Origin of the sequence: Flavobacterium sp. 5, from assembly GCF_002813295.1 — a bacterium.
Taxonomy (GTDB): Bacteria; Bacteroidota; Bacteroidia; order Flavobacteriales; family Flavobacteriaceae; genus Flavobacterium.
Genome location: NZ_PHUE01000001.1, coordinates 4,379,716 through 4,405,035 on the forward strand (window position 1 = coordinate 4,379,716; position 25,320 = coordinate 4,405,035).

4 protein-coding genes are annotated in these 25,320 nt (G+C 36.2%); all 4 read left to right on the plus strand.

What is annotated here, in order from left to right:
* The first annotated feature begins 204 nt into the window (after positions 1-204).
* The 4 genes from CLU82_RS18430 (at position 205) to CLU82_RS18445 (ending at position 25,281) form a co-directional block, all read left to right on the plus strand.
* A complete protein-coding gene (locus CLU82_RS18430) occupies positions 205-10,776 on the plus strand; it encodes a gliding motility-associated C-terminal domain-containing protein (protein WP_157813404.1) in 10,572 nt (3,523 codons plus the stop codon).
* A gap of 12 nt (positions 10,777-10,788) precedes the next feature.
* Complete coding sequence (locus tag CLU82_RS18435) at positions 10,789-11,706, plus strand: type IX secretion system membrane protein PorP/SprF (RefSeq protein WP_100844480.1); 918 nt, start codon at positions 10,789-10,791, stop codon at positions 11,704-11,706.
* Positions 11,707-11,724: 18 nt separating this feature from the next.
* The gene (locus CLU82_RS18440; RefSeq protein WP_100844481.1) at positions 11,725-13,590 is read left to right on the plus strand and encodes an OmpA family protein; all 1,866 of its coding nucleotides are present in this window, start codon (positions 11,725-11,727) and stop codon (positions 13,588-13,590) included.
* A gap of 303 nt (positions 13,591-13,893) precedes the next feature.
* On the plus strand, positions 13,894-25,281 hold the full coding sequence (locus CLU82_RS18445; protein ID WP_100844482.1) for a T9SS type B sorting domain-containing protein: 11,388 nt from the start codon (positions 13,894-13,896) through the stop codon (positions 25,279-25,281).
* Positions 25,282-25,320: the final 39 nt, after the last annotated feature.

Genomic DNA, 25,320 nt, shown 5'->3' on the forward strand with positions numbered 1-25,320 from the left:
GATTAAATATAATTTTTAATCGTTTAAGTATCATATTATTAAGAAAAAGTGGTGTTTTTTAACTAATTTATGAACATTCTAACAGACTACATCGTTGTAGTCTTCTTGTTGAGAAAAAATGAATTGTTGCAATGTAAATAAAGGTTTACTTTTAAAATCTTAATGTTACTGAATCATTATTTTTTTAACAAAAAAACTGTTTTAATGAAAATAAAATTACTTTTAATTTTACTAATTACCATTTTATTAAGTAATAAATTAATTGCTTCAAATTTAGAGAAATTAGTATTATTTTCTAAAATCGAAAAAGAAATACTGCTTTCCAAAGCCTCCAAAAACAATCCTTATTTGCCTAAAACTTTCAAAAGAAAGTTGAATGTATTGGCTGTAGTCAATCCTCCAATAGCTGTTGCGGGAAGTTCTTGCGGACCAGGTGTAATAGCACTTTCGGCTACGGGTGCCAGTGGTGATATTATAGAATGGTTTAGTAGTCAGACCAGTGCCACAGTTTTGGCAACTGGCAATACGTATAGCCCTAATGTAGCTACAACAACAACTTTTTATGTTTCAGCTAGATCGGGTATTGGAACTAGTACTAGGGTTCCAGTTGTTGCGTCTGTTTACAATAGTCCACCAGCAGTTTTTTTATCATCAAATCCCCTCAATAATACTATTAATCCTTTGTGTTCAGGAACATCAGTAACTTTTACAGCAACGGGAGGAGCAGATTTGTTTGAGTTTTCTGTTGATGGTGTGGTTAAGCAATCGATGTCAACTAGCAAAACTTTCACAACAAGTTCATTAACTAATGGACAAATTGTAAGTGTGCGTTCTCGTTATGCTATAACATTGGATGGAAATCTTACCGATAATGCTTGGGGAACTGCTCCATTAGAGGATAATGTACTCTCGGCACCATTAGCAACACAAGCGGTTAATGGGTATATAAATGCATTAAAAATTAGCCCAACAGAAGATAAATTAGTTTTTGGTATTGCTGGAAAAGCTTTGAATTATAGAAGAATCATGGTTTTTTTAGATACCAAACCAGGAGGTTTTAATGTGTCTAATTATGGAGATGAAAATGGTTCTCTTCCAGATGTGAGAGCTTTTAATTATTTTAATAATAACCCAAGTACTTTTGATTCTTATTTTGAGGCGGATTATTGCCTTGCAATTGCTACAGATACTGGTGAAACAAACTATTATGCAGATGTAATTGAATTGAAAACAGGAAATTCTACTAAAACTTATTTAGGGACTGCAGCGACTGGATCTCCAACTGCTGTTATGGGAGTTAATAAGAATAATTCAGGTACCTCAGATTATAATTTAGGTTTTGAAGTTGAAGTATCAAAAGCATTAGTGGGTTATACTACTGGAGATGTAAAGTTTTTTGCTTTTACCATGCAAGATAATACTTCTTCTAATTATAATGTTACTAATTCGTTTTTGAGTCCCAGTATAAGAACCAGTGATTACGGAAGTGGTGCTATTGATTATAATTTGGAAGTTCCAAATCCAGTTGTTGTTGCGGAGGCAGCATTGACACCTTGTTACTCTACTGCAAGTTTAACGATGAATTTTGTGAATAATCCAACTTTGGCTACCGTTGGTGGGAATCAAACTAGATGCTCTTTAACAAGCGAAGGTTTAGGAGGTAATACACCATCAATAGGAACTGGAGTGTGGGCATTGAAGTCAGGACCAGGGATAGTTACTTTTAGTGATAGTTCTGCTGGGAATGCTACCGCTACTGTTAGTGTCTTGGGAACTTATGTTTTTACATGGACAATTTCAAGTGGTCAATGTTCGTCTTCATCTGCTGATGTTACAGTAGTATATAATGTGACAGATGCTCCAACAGGTTCATCTAGTCAGAATTTTTGTAAATTAAACAGTCCAAAAATAAGCGATTTGGTGGCTGTAGGAAATAATATAGAGTGGTTTGCAACTGCAGTTGGAGGTATAGCAATTAATAGCAGTACAAATTTAGTAACTGGTTCTTATTTTGCAGAGCAAACAAATGCTATAACTTCCTGTAAAAGTATTTCTCGTTTACAAGTAGATGTTGTTGTAGATAACCCAGCAGGACCAACGGTAGCAACAACACAAACGTTTTGTAATTCAGCAAAGATATCAAATTTAGCTGCGACTGGTACTGCTGTAAAATGGTATGCAGCTCCAACTGGAGGTATTTCATTAGATCCTAATACGAATTTGGTAGATGGAGAAACCTATTATGCTACTCAAACGGTATCAGGAACTCTTTCATGTGAAAGTTTTCCAAGAACAGCTTCCACTATAACTATAAATATTACAGATGTACCTACTGGTTCTGGATTGCAAACTGTTTGTAATTCGGGGACAATAGCAGATTTATTAGCATCAGGAATTGGAATAATAAAATGGTATGATAATCCAACAGGAGGAAGTTTGCTTCCAAGTTCCACAGTTTTGGTTACTGGGACTACTTATTATGCTTCTCAAACAATTGGAACTTGTGAAAGTGCTACTAGATATCCACTTACAGTTACTATAAACGACCCAAATACTCCAATAAGTGGAGGGAATCAATCGGTTTGTGCTACAAATCCTTTACAAACTTTAACTGCAAATGCTACAGTGTCTTTGGGGACTGTCGTTTGGTATGATGCACTTTTAAATGGAAATATAGTTACGAGTCCAATTTTAAATACAATTGGTTCTGTCACTTATTATGCTCAAAACAATATTGCTTCATGTTCTAGTATTTCAAGAACAGCTGTTGTTTTAGAAATAAAAGATTCTCCATTTTTGAATGTAACTTCCAAAAGCTGCTCACTTGATTTATTAACATATAAAGTTGATTTTACTGTTGCAAGTGGCAGTACTATTACCAGATTTCCTGTAGTAGGTGTGATAGTAGGAAATTCCATTACAAGTATACCTACTGGAACTGATATTATGATTACTGCTGATAAAGGAAATGGATGTGTCGAGACTTTTAATGTTATTGCACCAATTTGTACCTGTTCGGTAATTAATAATCCAGTGAGTGGAGGAGATAAATCTATTTGTGAGGGGCAATCAACTCCAGTTTTATCGGCTTCAGTTAATGGTGGAGAAACTATTGATTGGTATGCAAATAATAGTAGCGGTCCAGCTTTAGTTACTGGTAGTTTAACATATACACCAACGGTGACTTTACCTGGTGTTTATACCTATTATGCCGAATCTAGGAAAACAGTAGATGGCTGTTTGAGCTCTAGTAGAACTGCAGTGTCATTAACTATTAATGCAGAATCAAAACCAAGTGGACAGGCTACTCAAATATTTTGTGAATCACAAAATGCTACTGTTGTAAATTTGGTTGCAAGCGGGACTGGAATAAAATGGTATGCTGATGCAATTGGAGGAGTACCATTATCAAATTCTACAGCTTTAATAGATTCAGAAGATTATTATGCTTCTCAAACGGGAACTACAGGTTTGCTTTGTGAAAGTGTTGAAAGATTAAAAGTTGTGGTTACCATCAATAAACCCTCAGCTCCAACAACGACTGTTACTAATCCAGTTTTTTGTAATTCAGCAACAGTTTCTGATTTGATAGTTACTGGTACCAATGTAAAATGGTATGATTCTTTGGGAACTTTACTTTCACCAAGTTCTGCTTTGGCTGATGGTATTTATTCAGCTACACAAACAATATCTGGTTGTGAAAGTGTATCTAAGTTAAATGTAACAGTTACTATTAATAAGCCTTCTGCAATAACAATAAATGGAAGCCAGACGTTTTGTGAGTCAGAAAGTGCTACAGTTGCTTCACTTACTGCTAAAGCTACTTTTGGTGCAAATATAAAGTGGTACTCATCGGCAACAGGAACTATTGCATTGTCAGATTCAACACCTTTAATCAACGCCTTGTATTATGGTTCTCAAACAGTTTCTGGTTGTGAAAGTACACCAAGAGTTGTCGTTAATGTTACTATAAATGCACCTTCAAGCCCTGTGGGTGATGGTATTCAATTATTTTGTTCCAGTCAATCTGCAAAAATTTCAAATTTAAATGTCACAGGAAGTGCACCTATTGTTTGGTATAATGCAGCAGTTTTGGGTAGTTCTTTATCTAGTACGACTTCTTTAAGTGATGGTACAAAGTATTATGCAACTCAAACTATTTCGGGTTGCGAAAGTGTAAATCGTTTTGAAGTATCGGTTACAATTGTTGATCCATTAACTCCTACAATTAGTTCGGCAAGTCCTCTTTTTTGCGAATCACAAAATGCAACACTTAATTCAATTGCTTTAAATGGAATCATAAATAATTCAAATGTTATTTGGTATGATACTCCAAATAACGGAATTGTTTTGCCTTCAAACACTTTGATTGTTCAAGGTAGTACTTATTATGTTTCTCAACAATCTACAACTCCTTTAATGGGGTGTGAAAGTATTAATAGATTAGCAGTTAGTCCAATAATAGACAAACAACAAGCTCCTACTATAGATAGTGTAATTCAACCCACTTGTGCTCTGAATAGCGGTAGTGTTTTATTTAGCGGATTACCTACAATAGGTAATTGGACTATCATTCCATCTATTGGAAGTTCAATAATAGGTTCGGGAGCTAATTATTCATTTGTAGGTTTAACTGCAGGAACCGATTATACTTTTAAAGTTACAAATGCCAATGGTTGTACTTCAGTATTGTCTACTATTATTGTTAAAATAAATGCTGTGCCTACAGCTCCATTAGCGCCTACAATTTCGCATAGTATCCAGCCAAGTTGTGCAATACCAACAGGGACTATCGTAATAACGCCTCAACAAGGAATGGAATATAGTTTGGATGGAGTTGCTTATCAATCATCAACAATTTTTGAATTTTTATCTCCAAATGATTATACTCTGTATGTTCGAAATATTGCTGATGCTACTTGTACTAATACTTCAGTAAGTACAACAAAAATCAATTCCATTCCAACGGCTCCAGTAGCTGCAATTGCTTCAAGTGCTGTGCAGCCAACTTGCGCAGTACCATCAGGATCGATTACCATTACTACGCAAAGCGGAATGGAATACAGTTTGGATGGAACAACTTATCAATTGGCAAATATGTTTAATGGTCTTGCGCCAAATGATTATACTTTGTACGTTCGAAATATTGCTGATGCGACTTGTACCAGCACTTCAGTAAGTACAACAAAAATCAATGCGATTCCAACAGCTCCAGTAGCTGCACTTGTTTCAAGTGTTGTACAACCAACCTGCGGGGTACCATCAGGGTCGATCACTATTACTACACAAAGCGGAATGGAATATAGTTTAGACGGAACAACTTACCAATTGGCAAATATGTTCAATGGTCTTGCGCCAAATGATTATACTTTGTATGTTCGAAATATTGTTGACGCTACTTGTACTAGCACTTCAGTGAGTACAACAAAAATTAATGCCATTCCAACAGCTCCAATAGCTGCAATTGCTTCAAGTGTTGTTCAGCCAACTTGCGCAGTACCATCAGGATCGATTACCATTACTACGCAAAGCGGAATGGAATACAGTTTGGATGGAACAACTTATCAATTGGCAAATATGTTTAATGGTCTTGCGCCAAATGATTATACTTTGTACGTTCGAAATATTGCTGATGCGACTTGTACCAGCACTTCAGTAAGTACAACAAAAATCAATGCCATTCCAACAGCCCCAGTAGCTGTATTTGCTTCAAGTGTTGTGCAGCCAACCTGCGGGGTACCATCAGGGTCAATCACCATTACTGCTCAAAGCGGAATGGAATGCAGTTTGGACGGAACAACTTATCAATTGGCTAATATGTTTAATGGTCTTGCGCCAAATGATTATACTTTGTATGTTCGAAATATTACTGATGCTACTTGTACCAGCACTTCAGTGAGTACAACAAAAATCAATGCGATTCCAACAGCTCCAGTAGCTGCAGTTGCTTCAAGTGTTGTGCAGCCAACTTGCGGGGTACCATCAGGGACGATCACCATTACTACGCAAAGTGGAATGGAATACAGTTTGGACGGAACAACTTATCAATTGGCTAATATGTTTAATGGTCTTGCGCCAAATGATTATACTTTGTATGTTCGAAATATTACTGATGCTACTTGTACCAGCACTTCAGTGAGTACAACAAAAATCAATGCGATTCCAACAGCTCCAGTAGCTGCAGTTGCTTCAAGTGTTGTGCAGCCAACTTGCGGGGTACCATCAGGGACGATCACCATTACTACGCAAAGTGGAATGGAATACAGTTTGGACGGAACAACTTATCAATTGGCTAATATGTTTAATGGTCTTGCGCCAAATGATTATACTTTGTACGTTCGAAATATTACTGATGCGACTTGTACCAGCACTTCAGTGAGTACAACAAAAATTAATGTCATTCCAACGGCTCCAGTAGCTGCAATTGCTTCAAGTGTTGTACAGCCAACCTGCGCGGTACCATCAGGGTCAATCACCATTACTACTCAAAGCGGAATGGAATACAGTTTGGACGGAACAACTTATCAATTGGCTAATATGTTTAATGGTCTTGCGCCAAATGATTATACTTTGTATGTTCGAAATATTACTGATGCTACTTGTACCAGCACTTCAGTAAGTACAACAAAAATCAATGCGATTCCAACAGCTCCAGTAGCTGCGCTTGCTTCAAGTGTTGTACAACCAACTTGCGGGGTACCATCAGGGACGATCACCATTACTACGCAAAGTGGAATGGAATACAGTTTGGACGGAACAACTTATCAATTGGCTAATATGTTTAATGGTCTTGCGCCAAATGATTATACTTTGTACGTTCGAAATATTACTGATGCGACTTGTACCAGCACTTCAGTGAGTACAACAAAAATTAATGTCATTCCAACGGCTCCAGTAGCTGCAATTGCTTCAAGTGTTGTACAGCCAACCTGCGCGGTACCATCAGGGTCAATCACCATTACTACTCAAAGCGGAATGGAATACAGTTTGGACGGAACAACTTATCAATTGGCTAATATGTTTAATGGTCTTGCGCCAAATGATTATACTTTGTATGTTCGAAATATTACTGATGCTACTTGTACCAGCACTTCAGTAAGTACAACAAAAATCAATGCGATTCCAACAGCTCCAGTAGCTGCGCTTGCTTCAAGTGTTGTACAACCAACTTGCGGGGTACCATCAGGGACGATCACCATTACTACGCAAAGTGGAATGGAATACAGTTTGGACGGAACAACTTATCAATTGGCTAATATGTTTAATGGTCTTGCGCCAAATGATTATACTTTGTACGTTCGAAATATTGCTGACGCTACTTGTACCAGCACTTCAGTAAGTACAACAAAAATCAATGCGATTCCAACAGCTCCAGTAGCTGCACTTGCTTCAAGTGTTGTACAGCCAACCTGCGGTTTACCATCAGGGTCAATCACCATTACTACACAAAGCGGAATGGAATACAGTTTGGATGGAACAACTTATCAATTGGCTAATATGTTTAATGGTCTTGCGCCAAATGATTATACTTTGTACGTTCGAAATATTACTGATGCGACTTGTACTAATACTTCAGTAAGTACAACAAAAATCAATGCGATTCCAACAGCTCCAGTAGCTGCACTTGCTTCAAGTGTTGTGCAACCAACCTGCGCAGTACCATCAGGGTCAATCACCATTACTGCGCAAAGCGGAATGGAATACAGTTTGGACGGGACAACTTATCAATTGGCTAATATGTTTAATGGTCTTACACCAAATGATTATACTCTGTACGTTCGAAATATTGCTGATGCTACTTGTACCAGCACTTCAGTAAGTACAACAAAAATCAATTCCATTCCAACAGCTCCAGTAGCTGCACTTGCTTCAAGTGTTGTGCAGCCAACCTGCGGTTTACCATCAGGGTCAATCACCATTACTGCGAAAAGCGGAATGGAATACAGTTTGGACGGGACAACTTATCAATTGGCTAATATGTTTAATGGTCTTACACCAAATGATTATACTCTGTACGTTCGAAATATTGCTGATGCTACTTGTACCAGCACTTCAGTAAGTACAACAAAAATCAATTCCATTCCAACGGCTCCAGTAGCTGCACTTGCTTCAAGTGTTGTGCAGCCAACCTGCGGTTTACCATCAGGGTCAATCACCATTACTACACAAAGCGGAATGGAATACAGCTTGGATGGAACAACTTATCAATTGGCTAATATGTTTAATGGTCTTACACCAAATGATTATACTCTGTACGTTCGAAATATTGCTGATGCTACTTGTACCAGCACTTCAGTGAGTACAACAAAAATCAATTCCATTCCAACAGCTCCAGTAGCTGCACTTGCTTCAAGTGTTGTGCAGCCAACCTGCGGTTTACCATCAGGGTCAATCACCATTACTGCGAAAAGCGGAATGGAATACAGTTTGGACGGGACAACTTATCAATTGGCTAATATGTTTAATGGTCTTACACCAAATGATTATACTCTGTACGTTCGAAATATTGCTGATGCTACTTGTACCAGCACTTCAGTAAGTACAACAAAAATCAATTCCATTCCAACGGCTCCAGTAGCTGCACTTGCTTCAAGTGTTGTGCAGCCAACCTGCGGTTTACCATCAGGGTCAATCACCATTACTACACAAAGCGGAATGGAATACAGCTTGGATGGAACAACTTATCAATTGGCTAATATGTTTAATGGTCTTACACCAAATGATTATACTCTGTACGTTCGAAATATTGCTGATGCTACTTGTACCAGCACTTCAGTGAGTACAACAAAAATCAATTCCATTCCAACGGCTCCAGTAGCTGCACTTGCTTCAAGTGTTGTGCAGCCAACCTGCGGTTTACCATCAGGGTCAATCACCATTACTGCGCAAAGCGGAATGGAATACAGTTTGGACGGGACAACTTATCAATTGGCTAATATGTTTAATGGTCTTACACCAAATGATTATACTCTGTACGTTCGAAATATTACTGATGCGACTTGTACCAGCACTTCAGTAAGTACAACAAAAATCAATGCCATTCCAACAGCTCCAGTAGCTGCACTTGCTTCAAGTGTTGTGCAGCCAACCTGCGGTTTACCATCAGGGTCAATCACCATTACTGCGCAAAGCGGAATGGAATACAGTTTGGACGGGACAACTTATCAATTGGCTAATATGTTTAATGGTCTTACACCAAATGATTATACTCTGTACGTTCGAAATATTGCTGATGCTACTTGTACCAGCACTTCAGTAAGTACAACAAAAATCAATTCCATTCCAACGGCTCCAGTAGCTGCACTTGCTTCAAGTGTTGTGCAGCCAACCTGCGGTTTACCATCAGGGTCAATCACCATTACTGCGCAAAGCGGAATGGAATACAGTTTGGACGGGACAACTTATCAATTGGCTAATATGTTTAATGGTCTTACACCAAATGATTATACTCTGTACGTTCGAAATATTACTGATGCGACTTGTACCAGCACTTCAGTAAGTACAACAAAAATCAATGCCATTCCAACAGCTCCAGTAGCTGCACTTGCTTCAAGTGTTGTGCAGCCAACCTGCGGTTTACCATCAGGGTCAATCACCATTACTGCGCAAAGCGGAATGGAATACAGCTTGGATGGAACAACTTATCAATTGGCTAATATGTTTAATGGTCTTACGCCAAATGATTATACTTTGTATGTTCGAAATATTGCTGATGCGACTTGTACCAGCACTTCAGTAAGTACAACAAAAATCAATGCCATTCCAACAGCTCCAGTAGCTGCACTTGCTTCAAGTGTTGTGCAGCCAACCTGCGGTTTACCATCAGGGTCAATCACCATTACTGCGCAAAGCGGAATGGAATACAGTTTGGACGGGACAACTTATCAATTGGCTAATATGTTTAATGGTCTTGCGCCAAATGATTATACTTTGTATGTTCGAAATATTGCTGACGCTACTTGTACCAGCACTTCAGTAAGTACAACAAAAATAAATTCAAGTCCTCCTGTTCCAGATACTCCCGTTGTTGTAAATGCAGTTCAACCTACATGTGCTGTACCTGTAGGAAGAATCGAAATAGGGGATATGGTAGGTGTTGATTATAGTATTGGTAATGGTTTTCAAGATAGTCCAGAATTTTTGAACGTATTACCGGCAAACTATATTATTAGTGTTCGATTCAAGAATGATAATACTTGTGTAACTACAGGTTCGAGTCAATTAATACAAGAAATACCTCCTCAAATTCAATTTGAATCTTCTTGGACTTGTAAATCAAATAATTATGAAATAACGGCTTCTCCTCTTTTGAATTCTTATGATCCTGATGCTGTCAATTACATTTGGAAAGATAATGTTGGAAATGTTGTAAGTACAAATTCAAATGTATTAAATGTGAATGAAGTTGTAGATTCTACTTCTGTAATAGAGGCTTTTCCTTTGGAGTATAGTCTTACTGTGAAATCAAATGATACTGGATGTGAAACAACTTCTAGTATTATGATTGAATCCATTTATTGTGATATTCAAAAAGGAATTTCACCTGATGGTAATGGTTCAAATGATTTTTTCGATTTACGATTAATGAATGTGAAAAAATTAGAAATATTTAATAGGTATGGTCTTCAAGTCTATAGTCAAGGGAACTATACCGATCAATGGATTGGTCAGACCAATAGTGGCGAGGCTTTGCCAAGTGCTACCTATTATTATGTTATAGCATTTAATAATGGTCAATCTAAAACAGGCTGGATTTATTTAATTAGAGAGAAATAAAAATATATTAAAATGAATAGAACTTTACTGGTAGCTATATTATTTCTAGTACTCGTTATAGATGTTAAAGCGCAACAAGATCCGCAATATACTCAATACATGTACAATATGAATGTTGTAAATCCTGCTTATGCAGGCACCAAAGAGCACGTTACTTTTGGTGTGTTATATCGAAAACAATGGGTAAATATCGAAGGATCACCAACTTCGTTTACTTTTTATGGCGAGGGACCAGCTGGAAAGAATGTTGGTTTAGGGTTATCAATTATTTCAGATAAAATCGGACCTGTAACCGAGCAAAATGTTTATGGAGATGTAGCGTATAAATTACAACTAGGAGAAAATAGTAATTTGTCTTTTGGAATTAAAGGTGGAGCTACTTTTCAGAAAGTTAACTTCTCCGAGATTGTTCCAACATTACCTGATCCTTCAGAAGGCGTTTTTGGGAAAAATACAACTGATGTAACATTGAACATTGGAACAGGTGTTTTTTACTATACAGATAAATATTATGTTTCATTTTCAATACCTAATATTATTAATGCTGCACACTTGGATTATGATGGCAAAAAATATGGTTCTGATGTTTCTCACTATTTTTTGACTGCGGGTTATGTTTTTGATTTGAATCCAAATTTAAAATTTAAACCTTCGTTTTTATTGAAATCAGCATTTAAAGTGCCTTCTTCTTTAGATGTCTCTGCTAATTTTCTATATAAAGAGAAAGTTGAATTTGGTGCAACATATAGGTTAGAGGATAGTTTTGGATTTTTAGTAAATTTTAATGTTACTCCTGATTTAAGAATTGGATATGCCTATGATCATATTGTTTCGGATTTGAATATCTCAACATCATCATCACATGAAATAATCTTATTATATGATTTTTTACCAGTGAAAAAAGTGTCCCGCTCTCCAAGATTTTTCTAATATTAGATCTCATTTGAAATGAAAAAAAATAAAATACTTCTGTTTTTAATAGTCATTAGTTTTCCACTTTTGGCACAAAATAAATACACAAAAATTGCTGATAATTTGTTTGAAAGATATGAATATGTTCAAGCAGTTAAAGAATATCTTCTTGTAAATGAAAAAGGAAAATCGGATGAGTATGTGTATAAGCAGTTAGGAGAATGTTATTATAATATGTTCAATACTGTGGAGTCTGCAAAATGGTATGCTTTGGCAGTAAAAAAGGATCAGGATGCGGAAACCTATTTTAATTATGCCCAAATGCTTAAAGCAAATGCAAAATATGAAGAGGCAAATGTGCAAATGAAGACTTTTGCAATAAAAGCACCAACAGATCAACGTGCGGTAGATTTTAATAAAAATCCCGATTATTTACCTGCGCTTGTTGATAAGGATAAACTTTTTGATGTTAAAATTTTGGATATTAATTCAGATAAATCTGATTTTGGAGCGATACTTTATAATGACGTTTTATATTTTGCTAGTGCACGTAATAGCGGTGGCAAAAAGTACGGATGGAATGATGAAGCTTTTTTAGATATTTATCAATCGGATTTGAAAACTGATGGTAATTTTTCAGATCCAAAACCTGTTTCGGAATTAAATACTCGATTTCATGAAGGACCAGTGAGTATAACTGCTGATGGAAGTACTATTTATTTTTCTAGCGAAAGTTTTAATTCTAATTTGTATGAAAAGAATAATGCTAAACGATTAAAATTTGGTCAGGTTCATTTGTTTAAAGCTAAAAAAGAAGATGGTAAATGGACGGCAATAACACCGATGCCTTTTAATGATAAAAAATATTCCACTAGTAATCCATCAATTGACAAAGAAGGTAAAATACTTTATTTTTCGTCAAATATGCCTGGCTCAATAGGTGGAATTGATATTTGGAAAGTACAAGTGAATAATGATGGAACTTATGGTATTCCTAAAAATTTAGGTGATAAAATTAATACGGCTGGCGATGAAAGTTTTCCTTTTATTACAGATGAAAATGTGCTGTATTTTGCCTCAAATGGTTTGACTGGCTTTGGTGGTTTGGATGTCTTTTTTGTAGATCTTAATAAAAATGACTTGCCAATCAATGTGGGTAAACCAGTTAACACAGAGAAAGATGATTTTGCATTAACGTATAATTCTGTTAAACAACTAGGGTATGTTTCTAGTAATAGATCTGGTGAAGATCATATTTATTCTTCGATACCAGTTTGTAAAGGGAAGATAAAAGTAGTCGTAAAAAGCTTGAAAGATGGTGCCGTTTTGATGAATTCAAAAGTACTTATTTTGGATGAAAATAGCAATGTAATAGGAACACAAGTATCTAATGAAAAAGGAGAAGTAGTTTACGATGTGGATTGTGAAAAAATATACATAATTGAAGCTTTTAAAGATGGTTATATGACCGCAAAAATTCCTTTGGCAAAAATTATTGGAGGGTCAATAACAGTAGATGTAACTATCAAGCCAATTGATGTAGTCATTACAGAAAAAGAAATCATTTTGAATCCTATTTATTTTGATTTCAATAAAAGTAATATTACTAAACAAGGTGCTGAGGAACTAGATAAATTGGTTTATGTTATGTCGCAAAATGAAGCATTGAAGGTTTATGTTAAATCACATTCAGACTCCAAAGGTGATGATAAATACAATCTAAATCTTTCAGATAAGAGGGCTAAAGCAACTGTTCAATATGTAATATCAAAAGGTATAGATACTTCCCGCATTTCTGGAAAAGGATTTGGAGAAACAGAACTCAAGATTGATTGTAAAAACAAATGTACTGAGGAGCAAAATGCTATAAATAGAAGATCTGAATTTTTGCTTGTGAAATAAACTATGAAAAGCATGTTCTAAAAATCACAAAACATTCATAATTAGTTAGTATCCCTAAACTTTTCAACACTATCACGTTTTCGTAAAGACTATGAAAATTAGTAGTGTTGAAGGTGTTAAAATTTACATAAATTTAACATGTTTAATTGGTAAATATGTAATTAAAGTAGCTGATAAAAACAGAATATTAAAAATATTAGTTATAAAATTAATTTATGCTTAATTATTTAAACAATGATAGATTAATTATTAAAAACAAAAAAACTATATACCCCAAACCAAACTATTTTATAACCTACACTTATGCGAAACTGTACTTTGTCGTCACTTTTTGCCCCAAAAAAGCGATTCCTACTACTTGTTGTTTTATGTTTTTTAACATCTCTATTTTCCAATGCTCAGAACCTCATTTCAAATGGAGGTTTTGAGGGGACTGGAGGTTTTAATAGTAATTATTCTTTAATTACACCTACAGGAAATAGTACGCCAGGTCAATATGCTATAACTACAAATCCTAAACCAGTAAATACTGTAAATTTTATAAATAGTACAGATCATTCTGGGACAGGCAATATGATGATTGTTGATGGACAGAATAATGACATATTTTATAAATATACTAATTTACCAATACAGAGAGGTTTGAATTATACGTTTACGTATTGGATATTGAATGTAAATAACGTAACAAATGGTGCTAATCCTGCTCCAAAAATTGATTTAACATTGTCCAATCAATGTCCATGTACTAAAACATTAATTGCTGGTAACTCGGATGTAGGAGCAATGCCATCAGGTTGGAATAAAGTTTCTTATACTATAAATGTTCCAGGTACAGGTACTGCCTATATTCATTTTGAATTGTCAACAAATAGTGCAGGTGGTGGAGGCAACGATTTTGCCATTGATGATGTCTCTTTGTATGCTCCGCCTGCCCCGTTGACAATTTCAACATCGGTTACTAATCCTTCATGCCCAACTGGAAATGATGGCGTAATTGTAGCTTATCCTAATGGAGGTGTTGCACCATTTACTTTTACATTATCGGGAACGGCATCGGCTACAAATTCTACTGGAATTTTTCAAAATTTAGCGACAGGGCCTTATACGGTATCAGTTACCGATTCGAATTCGCCTGCTACTACTGTGTCAACATCTGCGCCATTACTAGCTCCACTTGATATAACCTTAACGGCGTCACCTACTGGATGTCTATTGTCTGGAGCAACTGTTACTTTAACGGCTGCAAATGGTGGTGCTACTTATGGCTGGTCAGCTTCGCCTGGAGGGGCAATTGCAGATACGAGTAATAGTATAGTTGTAAATCCTACCAGTACTACTATTTATACTGTAACTTCAACAATAATTCCGCCATCTGTTGGTAATTTAATTGGTAATCCAGGATTTGAGAATGGAACTTCTGGATTTTATTCTGATTATGGGTACTCTTTAACTAATACCAGTGGTACGCAGTTTGCTTATGGGATAGTTACAAATCCATCTACATGGTATAATAAATTTACTACATGTATTGATCATACAACAGGAAGTGGTAAAATGCTTGTTGCGGATGGAGCTACTATTGCTAATAGCGTTATTTGGTCACAAACAGTTCCTGTAGAAACATCAAAGAGTTACAATTTTTCTTTTTGGGTACAAAATATAGGAGATGGAAGTGTAGCGACTTTTCAAGTACTTGTTAATGGAGTGCCAATAACAATTAGTCCAATTTCTGCAACCAATGTTGTTATAGCAGGTACTCCAGCTACAACAACTTGTAATTGGACAAAAATAACAGGGACGTGGAATTCGAGTGTGGCAACATTGGCTACAATAAAAATTATTGATACAAATATTTCAGGAGGCGGAAATGATTTTGCAATTGACGATTTGTCTTTTAGTACCATATCTACGAAATCTTGTTCTTTATCTACTACAAAAACGGTTACGATTGGTGGAACGGCTCCGATTATTGGTTTCTCCTATACAACACCAGTTTGTAAAACAGGAACTAATCCAGTACCAACAGGTGATCCAGGATTTGTAACAGGAGGGACTTATAGTTCAACTTTAGGCTTAAGCTTAAATGCTTCCACAGGCGAAATCGATTTGGTAACTTCAACGGTTGGAACTTATACGATTACTTATTCGGTAGGTGCAAATGCTGCTACTTGCCAATTAGCTGGTTCTTCTGGGGCTACTATCACGATTAATCCGCAACCAATAGCGGGAACATCAGGTAATACAACAGTTTGCGAAAGTAGTGTTGCTTCAATAGATTTATTCAGTTTAATTACAGGAGAGCAATCAGGGGGAACTTGGACAAGAACAACAGGAATTGGAGGAACGTTTAATTCAGCGGCAGGAACTTTTATTCCAGCAGTTGGAGCGACAACTAGTACTTTTACGTATACTTTAATTGGAACTTCACCTTGTATAAATAGTTCTAGTGTTGCTACAGTGAATATTAATTTGCAACCTATAGCGGGAACATCAGGTAATGTAACAGTTTGCGAAAGTAGTGTTGCTTCAATAGATTTATTCAGTTTAATTATAGGAGAACAATCAGGAGGAACCTGGACAAGAACAACAGGAACAGGAGGAACGTTTAATTCAGCGGCAGGAACTTTTATTCCAGCAGTTGGAGCGACAACTAGTACTTTTACGTATACTTTGACAGGAACTTCACCTTGTATAAATAGTTCTAGTGTTGCTACAGTGAATATTAATTTGCAACCAATAGCGGGAACATCAGGTAATGCAACAGTTTGCGAAAGTAGTGTTGCTTCAATAGATTTATTCAGTTTAATTACAGGAGAGCAATCAGGAGGAACTTGGACAAGAACAACAGGAATTGGAGGAACGTTTAATTCGGCGACAGGAACTTTTATTCCAGCAGTTGGAGCGACAACTAGTACTTTTACGTATACTTTAATTGGAACTTCACCTTGTATAAATAGTTTTAGTGTTGCTACGGTGAATATTAATTTGCAACCTATAGCGGGAACATCAGGTAATGCAACAGTTTGCGAAAGTAGTGTTGCTTCAATAGATTTATTCAGTTTAATTACAGGAGAACAATCAGGAGGAACCTGGACAAGAACAACAGGAACAGGAGGAACGTTTAATTCAGCTGCAGGAACTTTTATTCCAGCAGTTGGAGCAACAACGAGTACTTTTACTTATACATTAACAGGAACCTCGCCGTGTATAAATAGTTCTAGTGTTGCTACAGTGAATATTAATTTGCAACCAATAGCGGGAACCTCTGGTAATACAACAGTTTGCGAAAGTAGTGTAGCTTCAATAGATTTATTCAGCTTAATTACAGGAGAACAATCAGGAGGAATCTGGACAAGAACAACAGGAATTGGAGGGACGTTTAATTCAGCTGCAGGAACTTTTATTCCAGCAGTTGGAGCGACAACTAGTACTTTTACGTATACTTTAATTGGAACTTCACCTTGTATAAATAGTTCTAGTGTTGCTACAGTGAATATTAATTTGCAACCTATAGCGGGAACATCAGGTAATACAACAGTTTGCGAAAGTAGTGTTGCTTCAATAGATTTATTCAGTTTAATTACAGGAGAACAATCAGGAGGAACCTGGACAAGAACAACAGGAATAGGAGGAACTTTTAATTCAGCTGCAGGAACTTTTATTCCAGCAGTTGGAGCAACAACTAGTACTTTTACGTATACTTTAATTGGAACTTCACCTTGTATAAATAGTTCTAGTATTGCTACAGTAAATATTAATTTGCAACCCATAGCGGGAACATCAGGTAATGCAACAGTTTGCGAAAGTAGTGTTGCTTCAATAGATTTATTCAGTTTAATTACAGGAGAACAATCAGGAGGAACTTGGACAAGAACAACAGGAATTGGAGGAACGTTTAATTCAGCTGCAGGAACTTTTATTCCAGCAGTTGGAGCGACAACTAGTACTTTTACGTATACTTTAATTGGAACTTCACCTTGTATAAATAGTTCTAGTATTGCTACAGTAAATATTAATTTGCAACCAATAGCGGGAACATCAGGTAATGCAACAGTTTGCGAAAGTAGTGTTGCTTCAATAGATTTATTCAGTTTAATTACAGGAGAACAATCAGGAGGAACTTGGACAAGAACAACAGGAACAGGAGGAACGTTTAATTCAGCTGCAGGAACTTTTATTCCAGCAGTTGGAGCAACAACTAGTACTTTTACGTATACTTTAATTGGAACTTCACCTTGTATAAATAGTTCTAGTGTTGCTACAGTGAATATTAATTTGCAACCCATAGCGGGAACATCAGGTAATACAACAATTTGCGAAAGTAGTGTTGCTTCAATAGATTTATTTAGTTTAATTACAGGAGAACAATCAGGAGGAACCTGGACAAGAACAACAGGAACAGGAGGAACTTTTAATTCAGCTGCAGGAACCTTTATTCCAGCAGTTGGAGCGACAACGAGTACTTTTACTTATACTTTGACAGGAACCTCGCCTTGTATTAATAGTTCTAGTGTTGCTACAGTGAATATTAATTTGCAACCTATAGCGGGAACATCAGGTAATACAACAATTTGCGAAAGTAGTGTTGCTTCAATAGATTTATTTAGTTTAATTACAGGAGAACAATCAGGAGGAACCTGGACAAGAACAACAGGAACAGGAGGAACTTTTAATTCAGCTGCAGGAACCTTTATTTCAGCAGTTGGAGCGACAACGAGTACTTTTACTTATACTTTGACAGGAACCTCGCCTTGTATTAATAGTTCTAGTGTTGCTACAGTAAATATTAATGCCGTTCCAATATTAGCTATTAATTGCGGTGTTTCTACACCAGTAAGCGTAACATTTAATTGGAATTCTATTTCTGGAGCTACTAGTTATGATTACAGTTATAGTGTTGATGGAGGACTTTCAGTTATTGGGTCAGTTACAACTACAACATTAACAATTAATAGTTTAACTCCAGGTCAAAATGTTGCTATTTCTCTTACTTCAGTTGGGAATAATTGTATTACAACAGCTAATGGAAATTGTGTTTCTTCAAATTGCCCTCTCCCAATAGTTAATCCAATTTCTGATATTACAACAGTTTGTGCCAATGGTACAGTAATAGTGCCAAGTTTTGTAAGTACGCCAGCGGGAGCAACATTCAATTGGGCTAATAATAATACAGCTATTGGTATTGGAGCTAATGGTATTGGAGATATTCCGTCATTTACAGGAATTAATGCAAGTTCTATTATCCAGACCGCAACAATATCTGTAACTGCTTTTGACGGTATTTGTACTGGTCCAGCTTCAATTTTTAAAATTAGTATCAACCCATTGCCAACTGCGACTATATCAGGAACAACAGCTATTTGTTCAGGAACAGGGACTAATATTACCTTTTCAGGAACTCCTAATGCAAGTGTGACTTATAAAATAAATAGCGGACTTGATCAAACAATAATTTTAGATGCAGCTGGATCAGCAATATTACCAACAGGAGTATTAATAGCAAATACAGATTATAGTTTAGTTAAAGTAACGGATGGAACCACAAGTTGTTCACAAGCCCAAACTGGAACTGCTACAATTTCAATAAATGCATTGCCAACGTCGGCTATATCAGGAACAACATCTATTTGCTCAGGAGCAGGAACTAATATTACTTTTTCAGGAACTCCTAATGCAACGGTAACTTATAAAATAAATAGCGGAATAGATCAAACAATAGTTTTGGACGTAGCTGGATCGGCAATATTATCAACTGGAGTATTAACAGCTAATACAGATTATAGTTTAGTAAAAGTGTTGAATTCAGTTACTAGTTGTTCACAGACCCAAACTGGAACTGCTACAATTTCTATAAATGCATTGCCAACGGCGGCTATATCAGGCACAACATCTATTTGCTCAGGAGCAGGAACTAATATTACTTTTTCAGGAACACCTAGTGCAACGGTGACTTATAAAATAAATAGCGGACTAGATCAAACAATAGTTTTGGACGTAGCTGGATCGGCAATATTACCAACTGGAGTATTAACAGCTAATACAGATTATAGTTTAGTTAAAGTATTGAATTCAGTTACAAGTTGTTCACAGCCCCAAACCGGAACAGCTACAATTTCTATGAATGCATTGCCAACGGCAACTATATCAGGAACAACTGCTATTTGCTCAGGAACAGGAACAAATGTTACTTTTTCAGGAACTCCAAATGCAACGGTAACTTATAAAATAAATAGCGGACTCGATCAAACAATAGTTTTGGATGCAGCAGGATCGGCAATATTACCAACTGGAGTATTAACAGCAAATACAGATTATAGTTTAGTAAAAGTGTTGAATTCAGTTACAAGTTGTTCACAGACCCAAACTGGAACAGCTACGATTTCTATAAATGCATTGCCAACGGCAACGATATCAGGAACAACAGCTATTTGTTCAGGAACAGGAACTAATATTACTTTTTCAGGAACTCCTAATGCAACAGTGACTTATAAAGTAAATAGCGGACTGGACCAAACAATAGTTTTGGATGTTTCTGGATCAGCAATATTGGCAACAGGAATATTAACAGCTAATACAGATTACAGTTTAGTAAAAGTATTGAATTCAGTTACAAGTTGTTCGCAAACCCAAACTGGAATAGCTATGATTTCTATAAATGCATTGCCACTAGCAACTATAACAGGAACAACAGCTATTTGCTCAGGAACAGGAACTAATATTACTTTTTCAGGAACACCTAGTGCAACGGTAACTTATAAAGTAAATAGCGGACTCGATCAAACAATAGTTTTGGATGCAGCAGGATCGGCAATATTGCCAACAGGAACCTTAACAACTAATACGGATTACAGTTTAGTAAAAGTATTGAATTCAGTTACTAGTTGTTCGCAAACCCAAACTGGAACTGCTACGATTTCTATAAATGCATTGCCAACGGCAACTATATCAGGAACAACAGCGATTTGCTCAGGAGCAGGAACTAATATTACTTTTTCAGGAACTCCTAATGCAACAGTGACTTATAAAGTAAATAGCGGACTCGATCAAACAATAGTTTTGGATGCAGCAGGATCGGCAATATTACCAACAGGAACATTAACAACTAATACAGATTACAGTTTAGTAAAAGTATTGAATTCAGTTACTAGTTGTTCGCAAACCCAAACTGGAACTGCTACGATTTCTATAAATGCATTGCCAACGGCAACTATATCAGGAACAACAGCGATTTGCTCAGGAGCAGGAACTAATATTACTTTTTCAGGAACTCCAAATGCAACGGTAACTTATAAAATAAATAGCGGACTAGACCAAACAATAGTTTTGGACGTAGCTGGATCAGCAATATTACCAACAGGAATATTAGCAGTTATTACAGATTATAGTTTAGTTAAAGTAACAGATGGAGTCACGAGTTGTTCACAAACACAAACGGGAACTGCTACGATTTCTATAAATGCATTGCCAACGGCAACGATATCAGGAACAACAGTTATTTGCTCAGGAACAGGAACAAATGTTACTTTTTCAGGAACTCCTAATGCAACTGTTACTTATAAAGTAAATAGTGGACTAGACCAAACAATAGTTTTGGATGCTTCTGGATCGGCAATATTACCAACAGGAGTATTAACGGCTAATACAGATTATAGCTTAATAAAAGTGTTAAATTCTGTTACAAGCTGTTCACAAACACAAACAGGAGTAGTTACGATTTCTATAAATGCATTACCAACGGCAACTATATTGGGAACAACTTCTATTTGCTATGGAACAGGAACCGATATTACTTTTTTAGGAACATCTAATGCAACTGTGACTTATAAAATAAATAGTGGAGTCGATCAAACAATTGTTTTGGATGCTTCTGGTTCGGCAACATTGCCAACAGGAACATTAATAGCTATTACAGATTATAGTTTAGTTAAAGTAACAGATGCAACCACAAGTTGTTCACAAGCACAAACAGGAACAGCTACGATTTCTATAAATGCATTGCCAACAGCAACTATATCAGGAACAACAGCTATTTGCTCAGGAACTGGTGCTAATATTACTTTTTCAGGAACTCCTAATGCAATGGTAAGTTATAAAATAGATAATGGATCCAATCGAACAATCGTTTTAGACGCTTCTGGATCAGTCATATTGCCAACAGGAACCTTAACAGCTAATACAGATTATAGTTTGGTAAAAGTAACGGATGGAACCACAAGTTGTTCGCAAACACAAACTGGAATAGCTACGATTTCTATAAATGCATTGCCAACGGCAACTATATTGGGAACAACATCTATTTGCTCAGGAACAGGAACAAATGTTACTTTTTCAGGAACAGCGAATGCAACGGTGACTTATAAAATAAATAGCGGACAAGACCAAACAATAGTTTTGGATGCTTCTGGATTTGCAATATTGCCAACAGGAACCTTAACAGCTAATACAGATTATAGTTTAGTAAAAGTGTTGAATTCAGTTACAAGCTGTTCACAAGCCCAAACAGGAACGGCTACAATTTCAATAAATGCATTGCCAACGGCAACTATATCAGGAACAACAGCTATTTGCTCAGGAACAGGAACTAATATTACTTTTTCAGGAACTCCTAATGCAACGGTGACTTATAAAGTTAATAGTGGACTAGACCAAACAATAGTTTTGGATGCTTCTGGATCAGTAATATTGCCAACAGGAACCTTAACAGCTAATACAAATTACAGTTTGGTAAAAGTGTTGAATTCAGTTACAAGTTGTTCACAAACCCAAACTGGAACGGCTACGATTTCAATAAATGCATTGCCAACGGCAACGATATCAGGAACAACAGCTATTTGCTCAGGAACAGGAACTAATATTACTTTTTCAGGAACACCTAGTGCAACGGTAACTTATAAAATGAATAGTGGAGTCGATCAAACAATTGTTTTGGATGCAGCTGGATCGGCAATATTACCAACTGGAACTTTAACAGCTATTACAGATTATAGTTTAGTTAAAGTAACGGATGCAACTACAAGTTGTTCACAAGCACAAACTGGAACGGCTACAATTTCTATAAATGCATTGCCAACGGCAACTATATCAGGAACAACAGCGATTTGCTCAGGAGCAGGAACTAATATTACTTTTTCAGGAACTCCAAATGCAACGGTAACTTATAAAATAAATAGCGGACTCGATCAAACAATAGTTTTGGATGCAGCAGGATCGGTAATATTACCAACTGGAGTATTAACAGCTAATACAGATTACAGTTTAGTTAAAGTATTGAATTCAGTTACAAGTTGTTCGCAAACCCAAACGGGAACAGCTACTATTTCTATAAATGCATTACCAACAGCAACTATATCAGGAACAATATCTATTTGTTCAGGAACAGGAACAAATGTTACTTTTTCAGGTACACCTAATGCAACAGTGACTTATAAAGTAAATAGCGGACTTGATAAGACAATAGTTTTGGATGCAGCAGGATCGGCAATATTACCAACAGGAACATTAACAACTAGTACAGATTATAGTTTAGTTAAAGTAATGAATTCAGTTACAAGTTGTTCACAAACTCAAACCGGAACGGCTACAATAACTATAATTCCATTGCCTACAATAGTTTTAACATCAGCTGGTATAACTTCAAATCAAACACTATGTATCAATACAGCTTTAGATGCAATAACATACTCAATAGGGGGAAGTGCTACTGGAGCTAATGTTACTGGATTACCAGCTGGAGTAACGGATAGTTTTGTTGGAGGAGTTGTTACTATTAGCGGTGCATCAACTGTATCAGGCTTATTTAATTACAAAGTGACGACAACAGGAGGATGCTTACCATCAGTAATTTTAGAAGGAACAATTAAAGTAAAAGAACCATCGACTCTTACATTGTCTTCGTCTATACCAACTACCGCGCAAACAATATGTTTTAACGATTCTATTTCTCCAATTTCTTATATGATCGGAGGTAGTGCCAATAATGCAGGAGTGTCAGGATTGCCATCAGGGTTAACCTATAGTATATTAGCAGGGACAGTTACTATTAATGGTACACCAACAGTATCTGGTATATTTAATTATAAAGTTACTACAATAGGAGGTTGTTCGCCAGATGCAAGTTTAGATGGGACAATAACTGTCAACTCATTACCTATAGTAAATTTCACTGGAGCTACAGATATTTGTTCTGGGGATACGACTGATATAGTATTGACAAGTACATTAGCAGGAACAACATTTTCTTGGAATGCCGTTCAAAACAACGTTTCTGGAGCTTCAACAGGAAATGGTAATACAATTAGTCAAGTTCTTACGGCAACTGGGAATAATTTAGGGCAAGTAGTTTATAATGTAACTCCAGTTATAGGAAATTGTAACGGATTGGCTAAAATGATAACAATAAATGTTAGCCCTGTTCCAAATGTTATTCCAAATACAGCAAAGAATACACTATGTTCAGGAGAAACAACAAATATTGATTTATCAAGTGATATAGTAGGAACTACATTTTCTTGGACAATTAATGCTGTTGGAGTAATAGGTGCTTCAGCAGGAAATGGTCAAAAGATAAATCAATTATTATCTAATACAGGTTTTGTACCTGGAACTGTAGATTATATTATAACTCCTTTAATTAATGGTTGTGCAGGAACTCCAGTGACTGTCACGATTATTGTTAATCCTTTGCCGGAAGTCTTGGGTACACCTCCAGGGACAATTTGTAGTGGATACAATACTAATATTATTTTGTCACCTACAATTGTTGGAACTACTTTTGATTGGACTGTAGTGCAAACTGGCGTTACAGGTGCAATTGAAGGAACTGGAAATATAATTAATCAAACTTTAGAGACAACAGGGACTTTACAAGGAAAAGTAACGTATACAATTATACCTTCTCTTAATGGCTGTACAGGTGTTCCTCTGGATATTATAGTAAATGTAAATCCAGCACCAAAACCAACTCTTGAGGATGGTGTTATTTGTGTCGAAGAAGCAACTGGATTAGCTTATAAAACGTATGTTTTGGATTCAGGTTTAAGTGCATCAAAATATAATTTCCAATGGTATTTTAATACTTTGCCTATTGATGGAGCTATATCAAATACTTATGAAGCAACTCAGTCAGGAGATTATATGGTAAAAGCCATCAATAATGTAACAGGTTGTGATGGAGTATCAGAAACGGCTAAAGTAACATCTTCTTTTCCGGGATTAGCAATTAAAACTTTGCAAACATTGGCTTTCTCTGATAATGCGACAGTGACTGTAACAGTTTCAGGAGGAAATGCAGATTTTGAATATCAATTAGACAATGGTTCTTTTCAAACTTCAAATGTTTTTGATAATCTGAAGTCAGGAAAGCATACAATAACTGTTAGCGATACAAACGGATGTACTAATTTAACACAAGACTTTTTTGTGATTGGGTATCCTAAATTTTTCTCTCCAAATGGGGATACTCATAATGATAAATGGAATGTTGTAGGGTTAGAAGATCAACAGAAATCAGTTATTTATATTTTTGATAGATATGGAAAGTTGATAAAACAAATAAGTCCGACTGGAGAAGGTTGGGATGGACTGTATAATGGACAACCTTTACCGGCAACAGATTATTGGTTTACTGTTGAATTCACTGAGCAGTCTGAAACTAAATTGTTCAAAGCGCATTTCTCACTAATACGTTAACCAATTAAACAAAAATGACTCCAAGCTATTGGAGTCATT